The organism is Pedobacter nyackensis (assembly GCF_900176505.1).
Lineage (GTDB): Bacteria > Bacteroidota > Bacteroidia > Sphingobacteriales > Sphingobacteriaceae > Pedobacter > Pedobacter nyackensis.
In genome coordinates this window covers 40440-57373 of the sequence record NZ_FWYB01000014.1, presented here as the reverse complement: position 1 = coordinate 57373, position 16934 = coordinate 40440, and the positions used below count along the sequence as shown (strand labels likewise).

The 16934-nt window shown below is 40.0% G+C and carries 10 protein-coding genes; 9 read left to right on the top strand and 1 reads right to left on the bottom strand.

Annotation, left to right across the window (positions count from 1 at the left end; genetic code table 11):
* Window positions 1-29 precede the first annotated feature (29 nt).
* Window positions 30-482 (bottom strand): Lrp/AsnC family transcriptional regulator, encoded by a 453-nt coding sequence (locus B9A18_RS20040; RefSeq protein ID WP_084291332.1) that lies wholly within the window; start codon window positions 480-482, stop codon window positions 30-32.
* 151 nt (window positions 483-633) lie between these two features.
* Between B9A18_RS20040 and rocD the strand changes: the two genes are divergently transcribed.
* From rocD to B9A18_RS19995, 9 genes are all read left to right on the top strand, one after another.
* Window positions 634-1893 (top strand): ornithine--oxo-acid transaminase, encoded by a 1260-nt coding sequence (rocD, locus tag B9A18_RS20035; protein ID WP_084291331.1) that lies wholly within the window; start codon window positions 634-636, stop codon window positions 1891-1893.
* Window positions 1894-1898: 5 nt separating this feature from the next.
* Window positions 1899-2858 (top strand): arginase, encoded by a 960-nt coding sequence (locus B9A18_RS20030; RefSeq protein WP_084291330.1) that lies wholly within the window; start codon window positions 1899-1901, stop codon window positions 2856-2858.
* 133 nt (window positions 2859-2991) lie between these two features.
* On the top strand, window positions 2992-5292 hold the full coding sequence (locus tag B9A18_RS20025; RefSeq protein ID WP_084291329.1) for a T9SS type B sorting domain-containing protein: 2301 nt from the start codon (window positions 2992-2994) through the stop codon (window positions 5290-5292).
* Window positions 5293-5340: 48 nt separating this feature from the next.
* The gene (gene bla, locus B9A18_RS20020; RefSeq protein WP_084291328.1) at window positions 5341-6231 is read left to right on the top strand and encodes a class A beta-lactamase, subclass A2; all 891 of its coding nucleotides are present in this window, start codon (window positions 5341-5343) and stop codon (window positions 6229-6231) included.
* Window positions 6232-6486: 255 nt separating this feature from the next.
* Window positions 6487-7668, top strand: a complete 1182-nt coding sequence (locus B9A18_RS20015; protein ID WP_084291327.1) for an ROK family protein — start codon at window positions 6487-6489, stop codon at window positions 7666-7668.
* A 67-nt stretch (window positions 7669-7735) separates the two neighbouring features.
* On the top strand, window positions 7736-10996 hold the full coding sequence (locus B9A18_RS20010; RefSeq protein ID WP_084291326.1) for a SusC/RagA family TonB-linked outer membrane protein: 3261 nt from the start codon (window positions 7736-7738) through the stop codon (window positions 10994-10996).
* Window positions 10997-11015: 19 nt separating this feature from the next.
* Window positions 11016-12611 (top strand): SusD/RagB family nutrient-binding outer membrane lipoprotein, encoded by a 1596-nt coding sequence (locus B9A18_RS20005; RefSeq protein ID WP_084291325.1) that lies wholly within the window; start codon window positions 11016-11018, stop codon window positions 12609-12611.
* Window positions 12612-12730: 119 nt separating this feature from the next.
* Window positions 12731-14179 (top strand): alpha-L-fucosidase, encoded by a 1449-nt coding sequence (locus B9A18_RS20000; protein WP_235005388.1) that lies wholly within the window; start codon window positions 12731-12733, stop codon window positions 14177-14179.
* Between the two features lie 28 nt (window positions 14180-14207).
* Entirely contained in the window at window positions 14208-16931 is a 2724-nt protein-coding gene (locus tag B9A18_RS19995) for a glycoside hydrolase family 3 protein (protein WP_084291323.1), read from the top strand.
* The last annotated feature ends 3 nt before the right edge of the window (window positions 16932-16934 follow it).

Here is a 16934-nt window from a genome sequence, read left to right as displayed (position 1 = left end):
TCGCTTTTTATATAAAATGCAAAACAGTATTATAAAATAATATTCCGTTTGAATGCGCAGCCTAACTCGATAATAGAATCCGTTTTCGCAATACCCGGTATGTTATCTATTTTTTCATAGAGTATTCGTCTCATGTGTTCATGATTTTTGGCAATGATTTTTATATATAAGGTGTAAACGCCTGTAATGTAGTAACACTCCGTTACCTCAGGTATTTTCTTTAATTCTTCAATAATACGGTTTGAATCATGATCCTTTTCGAGCGTTATGCCAGTAAAAGCTCCCCAATCATAGCCTATTTTTTTTTCATCCAAAACAGGTTTAATTCCTGTTAAAATACCTTGTTCCGTTAATCTGGATATTCTTTGGTGGATCATGGTATTTGATACGCCCAACGCAGTCGCAATGGCCGAATAGGCCATGCGTCCATCTTTTTCAAGTTGTTTTAAAATCTGTATGTCAAATTCATCAATAGCGTCCATGGTTATCTCTTAAGATTAATGTGTTTTTCTAATTTCGGGTAATTTAAGTTAATTTAACTTTTTTATGGTATAAATAAGTTAAATTTGTTTTATATCGAAGGTATATAAGAAATGTCTATGCCTTCGTTTCAATTGATTAAATTATTCAATAATGGAAAATCTAGCGAAATTAAGTAAAAGCGAAGAGTTAATAGAAAAAGAAAATAAATACGGTGCGCATAATTACCACCCGCTGCCTGTAGTATTAGAAAAAGGCGAGGGAGTCTTTGTTTGGGATGTTGAAGGAAAAAGATATTACGATTTTCTTTCTGCCTATTCAGCAGTGAATCAAGGTCATTGTCACCCTCGAATTATAAATGCATTAAAACAGCAGGCCGAAAAACTTACGCTTACTTCTCGTGCTTTTTACAATAATAAGTTAGGCGATTTTGAAGAGTTCATTTGTAATTTATTCGGTTTCGATAAAGCTTTAATTATGAATTCTGGCGTTGAAGCGGTTGAAAGTGCAATGAAGCTTTGTAGAAAATGGGCGTATCAGGTGAAAGGTATTCCTACGAATCAGGCAAAAATAGTATTTGCCAAAGGAAATTTCCATGGTAGAACTATTTCTGTAATCTCTGCATCTGATGATGAAAGTGCAAGAAAGGATTTCGGTCCTTTTGTAGAAGGAATGGTTCATGTTCCTTACAATGATGTGGAGGCTTTCGAATCACTTTTAAAGGAGGATAACAACATCGCAGGTTTTATAGTGGAGCCTATTCAGGGTGAGGCTGGGGTAGTTGTGCCAGATAGTGATTACTTACCACGTATTAAAGCTTTGTGTAAAGCATATAATGTGCTGTTTATCGTAGATGAAATCCAAACAGGAATTGCGCGCACAGGAAGCATGTTAGCTTCATACGAAGTAAATTCTGAAGATAAAAGTAGCAAACCGGATGTTTTAATATTGGGAAAAGCGATTTCAGGTGGAGTGTTACCTGTTTCTGCGGTTTTAGCCAGTGATGAAATCATGTTAACCATTAAACCGGGCGAACATGGTTCAACTTATGGTGGAAATCCACTTGCCTGCGCAGTGGCTCAGGAGGCTTTGCAAGTTGTAATTGACGAGAAGCTAGCTGAAAATGCCGGTCGATTAGGAGAGATATTCAGAGCAGGCCTGGAAGATATTGCCAAGAGAGTAGGTCTTATTAATCTGGTAAGAGGTAAGGGGTTGCTAAACGCTATAGTGATAAATAGTGATGAAGATTCTGATTTGGCATGGAACATTTGTGTTAAATTTAAAGAGAATGGTTTGTTGGCAAAACCTACGCATGGTAACAAGATCCGTTTAGCTCCTCCTTTGGTAATTACTGAAGAACAAATAAGAGAAAGTCTGGCCATCATTGAAAAATCGTTGTTAGAGTTTGCATAGGATTTATGAAAAGATCGATCAAACTCATAAAAAATAGGTCTGATATTGGGGCAGGAACGCGGGGGTCGGATATGGGGATTGATGCTATTGAAGTTGCCGCCATTAATAAGGGCAGTGAATATTTTAACAATTTCCCGTTTGTAGATGTAGAAACGCATAATGAAACGATCTACGAAAAGGACCGCAATTCTTTTGCTAAAAGAATTGAGAAAGTACTACAACAATGTACCCGGGTTGCTAAAGTAGTTGAACAAACTTTATTGGAGAAAGAATTCCCTTTGGTATTTTCTGGAGATCACTCATCGGCTTTAGGAACAATGAGTGGGATCAAAACTGCACATCCGGATAAAACGCTGGGTGTGTTTTGGATTGATGCTCATGCTGATTTGCATTCGCCTTATACCTCTCCTTCGGGGAACATACACGGAATGCCTTTGGCTGCCGCACTAGCCAATGATAATTTGAACTGTCAAGTAAATAAGGTTGAGGGAGAAACCCTGCTTTACTGGGATAATTTGAAGACTATAGGAACCAATCTGCCTAAATTGAAACCCGAACATTTGATATATTTCGGTGTTCGTGACACCGAAGAATCTGAAGATATTCAAATACAAAATTTAGGAATTAAAAATTATAAGGTAGAAGAAGTACGTTTTCGTGGTTTAGAAACATGTGTAGAGGAGTCGCTAAATAAATTGTCAGATTGTGACATGATTTATATTTCTTTCGATGTTGATAGCATGGATTGCGATTTGATTTCTTATGGAACCGGTACACCTGTTGCCAAAGGATTTGATCAGTACGAAATCATTGATATCATTAAAAGGATCATTGCCTCCCGAAAGGTTATATGCTTGGAAGTGGTAGAAGTTAATCCTTTGCTTGACACCAAAGGGAACAAAATGGCCGAAACTGCTTTCGAAATATTGGAACAAATTACTCCTTTTGTTGAGGAGAACAATTAATATATTCCTATTTTTCCTCTTGGGGCACAAAAGGCGAAAATCATATGGTTTTCGCCTTTTGTTTTTGCAATTCTGATGAATTTCATATTGCAAAATTAAAGCTTTAATTTCGACGTCAAAATAAACGACTCGCGTGAAATCTAAAGTGCTCCTCATGCTATTGGTCATTTGCGTTTCAAATGCCCTTGTGTATGCTATTTCTCTGCCTAATGCAGATGTTAACCCTAATGGAAGTTCCAGGAAAAAAAATAGGGATTGTACTGCAACATTGTCTGGGGATAATTGTGTTGGAAGTGTACTAACTGTTACAAGCAGTGAGCCGGTTGCATCCATATCTTGGGAGTTGAACGGTACAACGATTCTTACCCAAGGCACGGTTCAGCAAAACAACGGAGTTGTTGTGGCTGGGGGAAATGGAGGAGGCACAGGAGGAAATCAACTGAACAGCCCCAATCGATTATTTGTTGACGCGCAAGGCAATCTTTATATTCCTGATATGGGAAATAATCGCGTTCAGAAATGGGCTCCCGGTGCAACTTTTGGGGTTACTGTTGCTGGCGGTAATGGATCTGGCTCTAATGCCAATCAATTTAACCGGCCAACATCTGTTGCCGTTGATGCCGCAGGCAATGTTTATGTAGCGGATCAAAATAACAATAGAGTGCAGAAGTGGGCTCCCGGCGCAACGGCAGGAGTTACCGTAGCTACATCATTAAACACGCCAACAGGAGTATTTATTGATGCGCAGGGTAATTTATTTGTTTCTCAACAAAATGGAGCAAGTGTACTTAAGTTCCCAGCAGCTGGCGGTACTGGAATTGTTGTGGCCGGAGGAAATGGCTATGGAAGTGCTGCAAATCAGTTGTCAACGCCCACAGGAATCTTCGTCGATGCTGCCGGAAACCTTTACATATGTGATACCGACAATGGTAGGGTACAAAAATGGGCGCCTGGAGCTACTAGTGGAGTCACTGTAGCTAGGAGTAATGGTAGCATCTATTTAGGTAATCCACTTGGGGTATTTGTAGATGGTAGCGGGAATATTTATGTTACTGATTATACAGGCTATAGTGTGCAAAAATGGACCCCAGGCTCATCAACGGGCATCATCATTGCAGGAGGCAATGGTCAGGGGACAAACGCCAATCAGGTTACACCAGTTGGAGTATGGATGGATGCTCATAATAACCTATACGTTACTGATTTTTCGAGTAATCGGGTAATTAAATTTGCTAATATCTATACTGGAACCTTAACCACAACTTTGCCCGGAATCTATACGGCTAAAATTAAGACAACTACAGGCTGTGAAGTCGTTTCGAACCAAATTGTAGTTGCAGACAATAAAGTTGCGGGCATAACCATTACAAGCAGTGCAAATACGGTTTGTAGTTCTTTTCAGCCTGTATTTACTGCGAATACGGTAAATGGTGGTACAAATCCTGTTTTCAAATGGAAAATTAATGGAATTGATGTAAGCGGAGCAATAAACGCTACCTTTTCTGATGCGGGCCTAAAAGTGGCCGATGTTGTGACTTGTGAGCTTAGGAGTAATGAGGTCTGTGTGCAAAATGCAATCGTTAATAGCAATCCAATTACTTTGCAGGCCCCTGATCAATCTGCGAGTCCTTCAGTTGTTATTTCAACTGATAAAGATGAAATTTGTCAGGGGGCACATATTACTTTTAGTGCTCAGGTAACCAATGCAGGAACCAATCCGGTATACCTGTGGAAGGTTAATGGAAATGATGTGTCGGATGCCCCACATGGTGCTGTTTATGAAACAAATCTGCTCAACGATCTTGATGAAGTTTCCTGCGTAATTACCAGCGACGCCCCATACTGTCAATTGTTATCTGTAGTTAGTAGCAATAAGATTAGCGTCAAGGTAAAGCCAAACTTAACGCCCACCTTGGTTATAACTCATAACCAGACTGAAATTTATAAGGGTGCAGCAGTTACATTCCAGACTAGTGTTGTTAATGGAGGAGTAAATCCTGTATTTGACTGGCAGGTAAATGGAAGGTCGGTTGGGATAAGTACACCTGGTTTTACAACAACAACGCTTGTAGATGGTGATGAGGTAAGTTGCACTATGATTGCAGATTTAGTGTGCACATATAACGCTGTAGCAGGATCTAATGGCATCGTTGTGAAAGTAATCACACCAACTAAAATATTACCTCCAACAGCGTTCAGTCCCAATGGAGATGGGATAAATGATCAGTGGCAAATTAGAGGTATTTCAGCTTTTCCCAATTGTAAGGTTCGGATTTTTAACCGCTATGGAGGTGAGGTGTTTAAATCTGTGGGATATAGTAAGTCCTGGGAGGGAGATTACAAAGGTAAACTTTGCGATCCCGGAGTTTTTTACTACGTCATTAATCTGGATCATAAGCAAGTAATTTCGGGCAGTTTAATGATCATGAAGTAGTAATTAATTTTTTGTTTTATCTTAGGCAGTACCGATTAACTTTTAACTATGAAACAGATTTGCACGATTTTCTTAACAGTTTTTATGTCAGTTTTTTCATTCACAGTTTATGGACAGGCCAATAAACTTCAACAAAGAATGGAGTCTATCATTAATGGCAAAAAAGCTGATGTTGGTGTTTCCGTATTATACCTCGAAAATAAAAGATCTGTTTCTGTAAATGGTGATAAGCATTATCCCATGCAGAGTGTGTATAAGTTTCATCTCGCTTTGGCCGTACTGGATCAAGTGGATAAAGGTAAGTTCAAACTGAATGAAAAGATTTTTGTAAAAAAGAGCGACTTGTTACCAAATACATGGAGCCCGTTAAGGGATAAATATCCTGGTGGAAATGTAAGTGTAGCATTGACTGAAATTATCAAATTTACAGTTTCAGCGAGTGATAATAATGGTTGTGACATCTTATTCCGACTATTGGGCGGACCAAATAAGGTCCATCAGTATATAGCTGGTTTAGGAATCAAAGACTGTGAAATAACTGCTACTGAAGAAGAAATGCATAACGACGATAAAGTGCAGTTTCGTAACTGGACTACCCCAAAATCGGCTAATGCCTTGCTGGAAAAGTTTTGCAACGGGAAAGTGTTAAAAAAGCATACTGGTGATTTTTTGATGAAGGTAATGGAGGAAACTACCACAGGACCTAATAAAATTAAAGGACTCCTGCCTCCAGGAACAGTTGTAGCACACAAGACAGGCTTTTCTGGAATGAATAAGGAGGGCGTTACTGCGGCTTCAAATGATGTGGGGATTGTTACGCTAAGAAATGGAAAGAAAATGATCATTTCCGTTTTTGTATCCATGTCTAAAGAGAGCGAAAAAGAAAATGAAAAGATCATCGCTGAGCTTGCAAAGGCTGCCTGGGAAGAAGGTAATTAAAGTATGGACATCTTTTTATCGCTAGTGGCTATTTTTTACGGACTTTAAAAAGCTGTTAAACGCAGTTGTCGTGTATTTAAATGGTATTTTTCCTTTTTTATCTGTACCTCTTAAGCTATGGTTAAGGGGCTTTTTTTTGTCCAAAGTTGTACATTATTTTATAAACATTGAACAACTTAATAAATTATTTAAAAAGATTTGGGAAGTATTGTTTTAAATTATTAAGTTTGTTTAAGCATACTAACCTAATATACAATGATAGAAAAGGCGCAATCATTAAGATCTGATATCATAAAGCATCTTTACTATAAGGATTCACTTTCACTTGCTCAATTAAGTAAACTGACTAATAAAAGTTTACCTCTGGTGACTAAGGTTGTAAATGAGTTGATGGCAGATGGCTATATTAAAGATCAGGGACTCGCGCAATCTACCGGTGGTAGGAGGGCTTCTTTATTTCTTCTTAACCCAGAAATGCAGAAGTATATTGTTTCTATTGCAATGGATCAGTTCACTACAAGGATGGCGATATATGATCTATCTCGTACAATTGTCTTTCCTACTAAAACTCTTGAATTGATCATTCCGGGTGATGCTAAGGCAGTAGATAGATTAATAGCCTTTATTGATGAAAATATAAAAGCTTCCGGTATTGATATTGAAAAAATATTAGGAGTAGGTATTGGTATCCCTGGTTTTATTGATGTGGAAGAGGGGATAAATAATTCTCATTTAAGAACGAAAGATGGTAAGCCTCTCGCGAAATACATGTTGGATAAATTGGGACTTCCAATATTTATGGACAATGACTCCAGCTTAATTGCTCTGGCTGAACTAAATTTTGGTGCAGCTGTAGGAAGACAAGATGTGATGGTAGCTAACATAGGTTGGGGAACAGGGTTGGGGATGATTGTAAATGGAAAGCTATATAGAGGAAGCAGCGGTTATGCCGGTGAGTTTAGCCATATACCGCTTTCCAATACTAATAATTTATGCTCTTGTGGTAAACGTGGCTGTCTGGAAGTTGAGACTTCGCTCTTAGTAATGACAGAAAGAGCTAAAGAGGAAATAAAGAACGGGGCTGCAACAAGTATGACTCAGTTGTTTAAAGAAAGCGGCCGAAATGTAGGTGAAATTTTCCTTGAAGCTGCAAGCAATCATGATCCACTTGCAGTATCTATTCTTTCAGATGCTGCTTTTCTTATTGGAAAAGGATTGGCTACACTAATCCATATTATGAATCCTGAACGTATTGTATTGAGCGGTCGCGGTGCCATAGCTGGCAAAATATTATTACCATCAGTACAACAAGCGGTGAACGAATTCTGCATCCCGAGGATTGCAGGTCAAACCACTATTGTCGTTTCAGAATTAGCCGCAGATGCGGAACTGCTTGCTGCTGCAAGTCTGGTTATAGAGAACAGTAAATTCGATTAATAAATCGATCAATAAAAATATTATTAATTATTAACTAACCTAAATACTAACCCAAAACTTTATCAACATGAAAAAGATCTACTCCCGGTGTTTAAGTGTTTTATTGTTAAGCCTATTAACAATAACTGCTTATGCGCAAAAAAACATTTCGGGAACCGTAAAGGATGCTACGGGAACACCTATCCCTGCAGTCAACGTCCAGATAAAAGGCACTAAAAATGGTGCAAGTACAGATGCTAACGGTAGATATGTCATATCTGCTGCAGAAGGGGCTGTGCTCGTTTTTTCTTATATAGGCTATAAATCACAGGAAGCTCTGGTAGGTGCTGCCGCAACTATCGACATGGTACTTCAGGAGTATGATACTAACCTGAGTGAGGTTGTCGTTACTGCCCTTGGTATTAAACGGCAGGAAAAATCATTAGGCTATGCAGTGAGTACGGTTACATCCCAGCAATTGACAGAGGCTGGTAACACCAACTTCGCATCAGCATTGTATGGTAAAGCCGCTGGTGTAAAAATCACTACGGCCCCGGGTGGGTCTGGTAGTGCGGTAAATGTGCAAATCCGAGGCATCAATTCCATAAGTTATAACCAGCAGCCACTTTATGTAGTAGATGGGGTAATGATCCGTAACGATGCTCAGAATGGTGCAGGTGGTGCCAATAATAACAATTATTGGGATGATCAGCGTATCCGTGGAAATGGTATCCTGGATATTAATCCTGCCGATATAGAAAGTTTAACTGTGTTAAAAGGTGCCAGTGCATCGGCATTATACGGTTCGGATGCAGGAAGTGGTGTAGTGGTTATTACTACAAAAAAAGGCTCAAAAAGCAGAGGCCTTGGCGTCGACTTTAATTATCAGGGATCCGTGGATAAGGTGGCCTTTCTTCCTAATTTCCAAAATGTTTACGGCCCAGGTTATGATAGGGCAACCAACTTAGCCAATGCCGGACGTGAAGATGGCTGGATAGCAGATGCAAGTTCGCCAACTGGTTTAAGACCTTACTTCAGAGCTTATGCCAGTTTTGGACCAAAAATGGAAGGTCAGCAAGTAAAATGGTGGGACGGTTCAATTCGTTCATTCTCTGCACAGCCAGACAATTATAGGGATGTGTATGAAACAGGCTATACCTCTAATGCCAATGTGGCTATATCGAATCAAACTGAAGGAGTTAACTATCGTTTCTCTGCTTCACGTTTGGATTTCAGGGGGACACAACCAGGAAACACGGGTTCAAAAAACTCATTTAATCTGAATTCTACGGTTAAGCTTTCACCAAAGGTGTCTGCTGATGTTATTGTGAACTATGTTAATACCATTACCCATAACAGACCTTATCAACTAGGGCAGGTGTTGGGATCCTTCGCCGGTTTTTTCAGTCGCGCGGAAGACATGAATCTGATGAAACAAAAGTTCCAAACCAGTAATGGTTACAAATATGCGACTTTCGATCAGGTAAATCGTCCTGAGCCTTTTATTTACAATATCAGGGCTACAAATCTGCTGGATTTCTACTGGCAGCAATTAAAGAATAAGTATGATGAAAATGAAAACAGGTTATTGTCAAGTGCAACCTTAAATTGGGATGTAGCTAAAAACCTGAAATTCAGAGGTCGTATCGGTAACGATTATACAGGTGTTAGAACTGAAAACCGTCAGTATACGGAGATTCCTTCTGCTCTAAATGGTACTAGCAGTACGGGGTCATATACAACTACACAGGGACAGTATGCCATTTTATATGGAGATGCATTGTTGACCTATAGCAATAAAATTGCTGAAGATCTGAATTTGTCTGTTAGCGGAGGTTATCAGGCGCGTGACGAAAGTTATAAAGATCAGAAATCAAATACCAGAGATGGATTAGTGTCAGAGAATTGGTTTTCGATCAGCAACTCATTCGGTGTTCCGGAAACAAAAGATGACAGGAAATCGCAGTTAAAGTATGCTTACTTGGGTATTCTGAATTTATCCTTTAGAGATTATCTGTTCCTGGAAGGAACTTTTCGTCAGGAATATGCTTCTACACTTCCTCCGGCAAACAATAACTATTCATATTATTCAGTAAATGGTGGTTTTGTTTTTAGTGATGTTTGGAAATTGCCTGACTTCTGGAACTATGGTAAATTAAGGGCGTCTTATGGTGTGGTGGGTAATCCGCCTCCTATATATGAAGCAAATGTTGCCTATACGCAAACTTCTTTGCAAACCATTAATGGATCCGTTACTTCATTGAAAACGGCAAAGGCATATGGAAATGATTTATTAAAACCGGAGATGAAGCATGAGGCTGAGTTTGGTTTAGAGACGCGTTTCTTAAGTGGCCGTTTGGGCATGGATTTAAGTTACTATGATAACAGGGTTAAAAATCAGATCGTTCCATTACAGGTTTCGACCACAGTAGGAGCTGGTAGCCAGATCGTAAATGTTGGTGAAGTAGGAAGTCGAGGACTTGAATTGGCGCTGAATGGAAAACCTATATCCGGTAATTTTAGCTGGGAGACCAGAATTAACTTTGCTACAAACAAATCAAGGGTAATTTCATTAATGGAAGGCTTGTCTGAGCTTGTATTTTATCGTTCTGATCAGGATATCGCAAAAATCGTTGCAAAAGCAGGAGAAGATTTAGGTAATATTTACATTTTACCAAGACTTACCGATGATAAGGGTAATTATATCATCAATGATGATGGTTTCTATGTAATGGATACTAAATATACGAAGGCAGGAAATATTATGCCAAAATTGACTGCTGGTTTTTCTAATACCTTCAGCTATGATAATTTTTCACTTAACTTCACAATCGACGGACGTTTCGGTGGGAAAATGATTGCACCTAACCTTAAATATATGCGTGGTGCTGGTATGTTAGAAAATTCTATGCAATATAGGGATGCTGCCAATGGAGGATTGACCTATACCAGCAATGGAAAAACTTATAACGATGGTGTTTTGCTACAAGGTGTAAACCAGACAACCGGGCAGCCAAATACCACAGTTCTCTCTGCTGCTGATTATTACCTTACTACCTATAACTGGGGACAAGGATCCCTGGCTGAAGGAGAACTTTTTGACAACAGCTATATCAAAATGAGAGAAATGGTATTGGGTTATAAAATACCAGAGTCGGTGACAAAAAAGTTGAAACTTAACAATTTGAGAGTGTCCCTTGTAGGACGTAACTTGTTCTATCTGTGGCGTAACTTAAAAGATCTTGATCCGGAAGCTCCACTTGGAAACAAATGGTGGTCTCAAGGTGTAGATGTAGGTTCAAGTGCTGCATCAAGAAGTTTTGGTTTTTCTTTAAACGCGAATTTCTAGTCGCATTAATATAGATATTATGAAAAAGTTAATAACAAATACAGCTTTCTTTTTAGTGGTATTAACAACATTCATCGGTTGTAAGAAAGATGTTGCAGATAAATATTTTAACCCGGAAAAGGCGACCACTGCTAGTCCTGCAGGCCTTTTTACAGCGATGTTAAATAACGACAGAATTGCGGCCAAGTACTGGCATGTCCGTACTTTTCTGTCTCAAATGCCAGGGGTATATGCCCAGACAACCTACGCTGCAAATGGAAATTCCATTTATAAGCAAAGTGATCCGTATTCCCAAAACTATTGGGATGATTTTTACGTCCCAGAAGGAAATGGAAGTGGTGTGATGGCTTTATACCGTGCGATGGAGGTAAGTTACAGCAAGCTGCCTGAAGCAGAGAAAGCTACTCAGGCTACGATTATGCAAGCAGCTAAAGTAGTTTTAATAGAACAGGCAGCTAAAATGGTCGATTTATGGGGCGATATACCTTATGCTGAAGCAGGGAGTCTGGAAACTAAAGCAACGATTAACCCACCAAAGTTTGATGAACAGAAAGCTTTGTATACCCAGTTTATAAGTGACCTCACTGCCGCAGCTGCGTACTTTAAGGCAAATCCAACCAATTCAAGTTTCTCGAAAGCAGATATTCTTTTAAAAGGAAATGTAAATCTTTGGGCAAGCTATGCGAACTCTCTGAAATTAAGGTTGCTGATGCGGATTTCTAAAGTAGATGAAAATACCGCCAGAACGGGGGTATTGGAGATGCTCAATAATCCTTCAAACTATGCTTTGGTTGATGGCGGTAGCAATGGATCATATAACCCAGGTGTTTCTGATATTCTACTTCAGCCCCTTACAAACAGTACAAGTGATTTGCATGATGCCTTTTTAGAAGGCAGCTGGTATGCAACAGACTATATGTTGAATACAGTAATGCTTCCTGCAAATGATCCGCGTATCCCGGTAATTTATGATAAATACGGCCGTATGGTTAATGGTAAATTTGTTCCAAATGCCAACTACAGAGCGATGCCGGTGACATTTACCACTACTCAGCAGGATAACAGTTTTCCTGATTATTCCGTATTGGACTCGGCGACTTTTCTTTTTAATCAGAAATTACCAGGAATCGTCATCACTGCATCTGAAGTAAACTTTTTAAAGGCAGAGGCGTTTGAAAGATGGGGAAGCACTACCGCTGCAAAAACCGCTTATGATATTGCACTGAGACAGTCGGTTACTTTCTATCATTATCTGAATAGCGTGAATCAAGGTGGGGGGTATGTAAATGTACCGATGCCGGCAAGTACTGTAATTGATACCTGGGTTAATTCAGCTTCGGCTGGTTATAGCGGTACGGCTACGGACAAGTTGGCTAAAATTTACATTCAAAAATGGGCACATCTAGGCGTATTGCAATCTATGGAAGCCTGGTCTGAATATAGAAGGACAGGATATCCGGTTTTGACTTTCCCTTCAAATGGTAAATTAGCTGGTTTTGATACACCGCCTACCAGATTGGTTTATCCTGCAAGCGAGATGACGTATAACAGTGTAAATTATCAGGCTGTTCAGGCTAAAGATACACGTAAAACTAAAATATTCTGGCAACCATAAACCTGGTTTAATGGTTCGGAAATTTATATAAATCATTGTCCTGGCTGCTCCTGTAGCCAGGACAATTTTATAAATGCCTATAATTCCTATAATAATGAGTACTTTATAATCATAAAAATATGATGATGAAAAGAGAGATAATCAAAATTGCAGTCTTGTTGATAGGTATTTGTAGCAAGGTGGTTGCACAAGATCATGGTGTTCATCATCAGTCAACTACTTACGAATGGCCCAAAGACCCGCTGGTAAAACAAAAACTGGACAAATGGCAGGATCAGAAGTTTGGGATGATTATCCACTGGGGACTCTATGCAGTGCCCGGGATCATAGAATCCTGGTCTATATGTTCCGAAGACTGGATTGAGCGGGACAGTACAATTACCTATGACAACTATAAGAAATGGTATTGGGATCAAAGCAAAGATTTTAATCCTGTAAAGTTTAATCCGGAACAATGGGCAAAGGCAGGTAAAGCCGCAGGCATGAAATACCTTGTATTTACGACCAAACACCATGATGGTTTCGCCATGTTCGATACCAAAGAGTCCGATTTTAGTATTGCTAAAGGGCCCTTTGCCACGAACCCCAAAGCAGATGTAGCGAAACATGTTTTTGACGCTTTCCGTAAGGAAGGTTTTATGATAGGTGCCTATTTTTCTAAACCAGACTGGCATTCACAATATTACTGGTGGTCTAAATATGCGACTGCCGACAGGAATAATAATTATGACATCAGGAAAAACCCATGGCGCTGGAATATGTTTAAACAATATACCTTTAACCAGATCGGCGAATTGATGCATAATTATGGTTCAGTTGATATTCTTTGGTTAGATGGAGGTTGGGTAAGACCATTGTCAACCGTAAACGATGAAGTAAGAGCCTGGGGGGCTGCGATTCCTGCCTGGGATCAGGACATAAACATGCCAAAAATTGCTAGTATGGCCCGTAAGGCACAACCTGGGCTGTTGGTGGTCGACAGAACGGTACATGGTCCTTACGAAAACTATCAGACGCCAGAGCAGAGAGTTCCGGAAAAGCAATTGGCCAATCCATGGGAAAGTTGTATGACATTAGGTGGCGCATGGGGCTTTGTTCCTAATGATCAATATAAGTCAGCAGCAAAAGTAATCCATACACTGGTTGAAGTTACTGCAAAAGGAGGGAGTCTGCTACTAGGTGTCGGTCCTAAAGCAGACGGGACATTTCCTCAGGAAGTAATCACTCGCCTGGAAGAGATTGGGAAATGGGTAAATGTAAACGGAAAGGCAATTTACGGTACAAGGATTACCAAAGCCTATCACGATGGGAATACCTGGTTTACACAAAGTAAAGATGGTAAGACTCGTTATGCGGTTTATTGCCCGATAGAAGGTGAAAAATTGCCATCCACAATCAGCTGGACTGGAAATACACCTAAAAAAGGTACTTCTGTCACCCTGATTGGTACAGGTAAAAAAATGAAATGGAAAGAGTTGAGTGGTAAAATCTTTATTGAATTGCCTGCGGCTGTTTCTAAGAATGAAGGTAGCATTGCATTGGCTTTTGAATTTGCTCCTGCGGGTTAATCTATAAATACCTATTAAATTACAATAGATGAAGTATGTAGCCATAAAGATTGGTGTTGTTCAGTTCCTGCTTGTTTCGGTGGGTGTCGTTATGTTCACGAGTAGTGGCTTTGGACAGGCTAAGCCTAAAGGGAAGTCCGAAAATAAATTAGAAAATGCGCTTTACAAAGATCCCAAAGCCGATATTGAGGCTCGTGTAAAGGATTTATTGTCGAGAATGACGCCAGAAGAAAAGTTTTGGCAACTTTTTATGATCCCGGGCGACCTGGACGGAGTAAATAAGAACCTATACAAAAAGGGTATTTTTGGTCTGCAAATAGGGGCTGCATCTCAAGGCGGAGGAGAGGCTGGGCAAATGCTGAGCTATAACCGTACGCAAGAAAATGCCTATACGCTCGCAAAGAAAATAAATACCATACAAAGATATTTTTTGAAGGAAACGCGATTGGGTATTCCAATCATTGCCTTCGATGAAGCCTTGCATGGATTAGTCAGACAGGAAGCCACAGCCTTTCCACAGGCTATAGGCCTGGCAGCCAGTTTTGATACGGGTATGATGGGCAAGGTGGCAGATGCCATAGCGTATGAAGCCAAAGCGAGAGGTATAAGAGATATTTTAACGCCTGTTATAAATATTGCTTCAGATGTACGCTGGGGAAGAACAGAAGAAACTTATGGTGAAGATCCTTTTTTGAGTTCCCAGATGGGGCTAGCTTTTGTAAATGCATTTGAATCACGTAATATCATCACAACGCCTAAGCATTTTGTTGCAAATGTGGGGGATGGTGGACGGGATAGCTATCCGATAAGCTTTAACCATCGCCTATTAGAAGAAATTCATTTCCCTCCTTTTAAAGCCGCTATACAACAAGGAAAAAGCAGATCGTTAATGACGGCCTATAATTCAATTGATGGTACTCCGGCAACTTCTAACCACTGGTTGTTAACTCAGAAGTTAAAGGAAGACTGGGGCTTTAAAGGATTCGTCATTTCTGATGCGGGTGCCGTAGGTGGTGGAAATGTATTGCACAATACCGCTAGCGGATATGCTGAAGCCACAAAACAGGCGATTACAGCGGGGCTGGATGTGATTTTTCAGATAGAGTATGATCATTATAAATTATTTATCCCTCCTTTCCTGGATGGATCAATTACCAATGAAAGAATAGACGATGCGGTTTCAAGGGTGCTGCGCGCAAAGTTCGAGTTAGGTCTCTTTGAAAATCCGTACGTTTCTGAAAAAGAAGCGAAAGCATCTTTAACTGATGAAAATGGTAAAACAGTGGCGAAGGAAGCGGCTTTAAGTTCGTTCGTGCTGTTGAAAAATGAGCGATCAGTTTTACCACTAAAGAATGTGAAAAATATATTACTGTTGGGCGAGGACGCACTTGAAGCCAGGTTGGGTGGTTATAGCGGAACGGGTAACCAGAAGGTGAATATTTTTGAAGGCCTGAAAAGACGGGCAGGCAATGAAATAAAAATACAATATAGCAAGGGAAGCAGTAGAGAACCAATATTGTTCGTGCCAGTAAAGCAGGAGTTTTTAAAATCTGGGATTTCAAAAGGGTTGAGTGGGGCATATTTCAATAACCTTTCGCTATCCGGTGAACCGGTATTGAACAGGATAGATAAAAATATAGATTTCATGTGGACGCTTTATGCTCCCGATAAGTTGTTGGCTAAAGATCAGTATTCAGTGAGATGGACCGGTAGTATTCATGCACCAAAGTCAGGAACCTATCAAATCGGCCTTGAAGGGAATGATGGTTATCGTCTTTATATTGATGGTAAACTGCTGATTGACCAGTGGGAAAAAAGGTCTTACCATACCCGTTTGGTGCCATTCAACTTTGATCAGGATAAATCCTATGAAGTACGTATAGAATTCAAAGAACCTAAAGGGAATGGGTATATCAAATTGGTTTGGAATTATGAAGTGCCTGACGACCGGGATAAAGAATTAGCTGAAGCAATTAAAATGGCAGAAACTGCGGATGTAATAGTTGTTGCAGCCGGAATAAAAGAAGGTGAATTCCTTGATCGTGCCTATCTGAACTTGCCGGGGAACCAGGAGCAGCTTATTCAGGCAATGGAAAATACCGGGAAACCTGTAGTTGTTTTACTGGTTGGGGGAAGTGCGATTACCATGGACAAATGGTTTGATAAAGCCGCGGCAGTATTAAATGTTTGGTATCCTGGTGAAGAAGGTGGAGTTGCTGTAGCTGAAACTTTATTCGGCGACTACAATCCCGCGGGTCGTTTACCGATAACATACCCGGTTCATGAGTCTCAGCTCCCTCTGGTGTATAATCACAAATCAACGGGCCGCGGAGATGACTATAATAATTTAAGCGGTGAACCCTTTTTTCCTTTCGGTTTCGGGTTAAGCTATAGCAAATTTGAATACAAAGATCTTAAGTTAAGTAAAAAGGAGATTAAGGCAACAGAACAGATTACGGCGAGTTTTACCCTGCAAAATACGGGGCAGTACGATGGAGATGAAGTGGTACAGTTATATCTCAGGGATATGCTTGCCAGTGTGGCCAGACCGGTTCTGGAATTGAAGGGATTTAAACGGATCAGGTTGAAAGCAGGGGAACTTAAGCAGGTTTCATTTGAAATTACACCTTCAATGCTTAGTATGTTAAATGCCGAAATGAAATTAGTTATAGAGCCTGGTGACTTCAGAATTATGATTGGGTCTTCCAGTAAGGAATTGGCGCTAAAGGACATCGTAAAGGTTATTAATTGATAC

Coding starts and splice junctions, on each gene's coding strand:
- B9A18_RS20040 (WP_084291332.1), bottom strand. CDS start 482: ATGGACGCTATTGATGAATTTGACATACAGATTTTAAAACAACTTGAA.
- rocD (WP_084291331.1), top strand. CDS start 634: ATGGAAAATCTAGCGAAATTAAGTAAAAGCGAAGAGTTAATAGAAAAA.
- B9A18_RS20030 (WP_084291330.1), top strand. CDS start 1,899: ATGAAAAGATCGATCAAACTCATAAAAAATAGGTCTGATATTGGGGCA.
- bla (WP_084291328.1), top strand. CDS start 5,341: ATGAAACAGATTTGCACGATTTTCTTAACAGTTTTTATGTCAGTTTTT.
- B9A18_RS20015 (WP_084291327.1), top strand. CDS start 6,487: ATGATAGAAAAGGCGCAATCATTAAGATCTGATATCATAAAGCATCTT.
- B9A18_RS20010 (WP_084291326.1), top strand. CDS start 7,736: ATGAAAAAGATCTACTCCCGGTGTTTAAGTGTTTTATTGTTAAGCCTA.
- B9A18_RS20005 (WP_084291325.1), top strand. CDS start 11,016: ATGAAAAAGTTAATAACAAATACAGCTTTCTTTTTAGTGGTATTAACA.
- B9A18_RS20000 (WP_235005388.1), top strand. CDS start 12,731: ATGATGATGAAAAGAGAGATAATCAAAATTGCAGTCTTGTTGATAGGT.
- B9A18_RS19995 (WP_084291323.1), top strand. CDS start 14,208: ATGAAGTATGTAGCCATAAAGATTGGTGTTGTTCAGTTCCTGCTTGTT.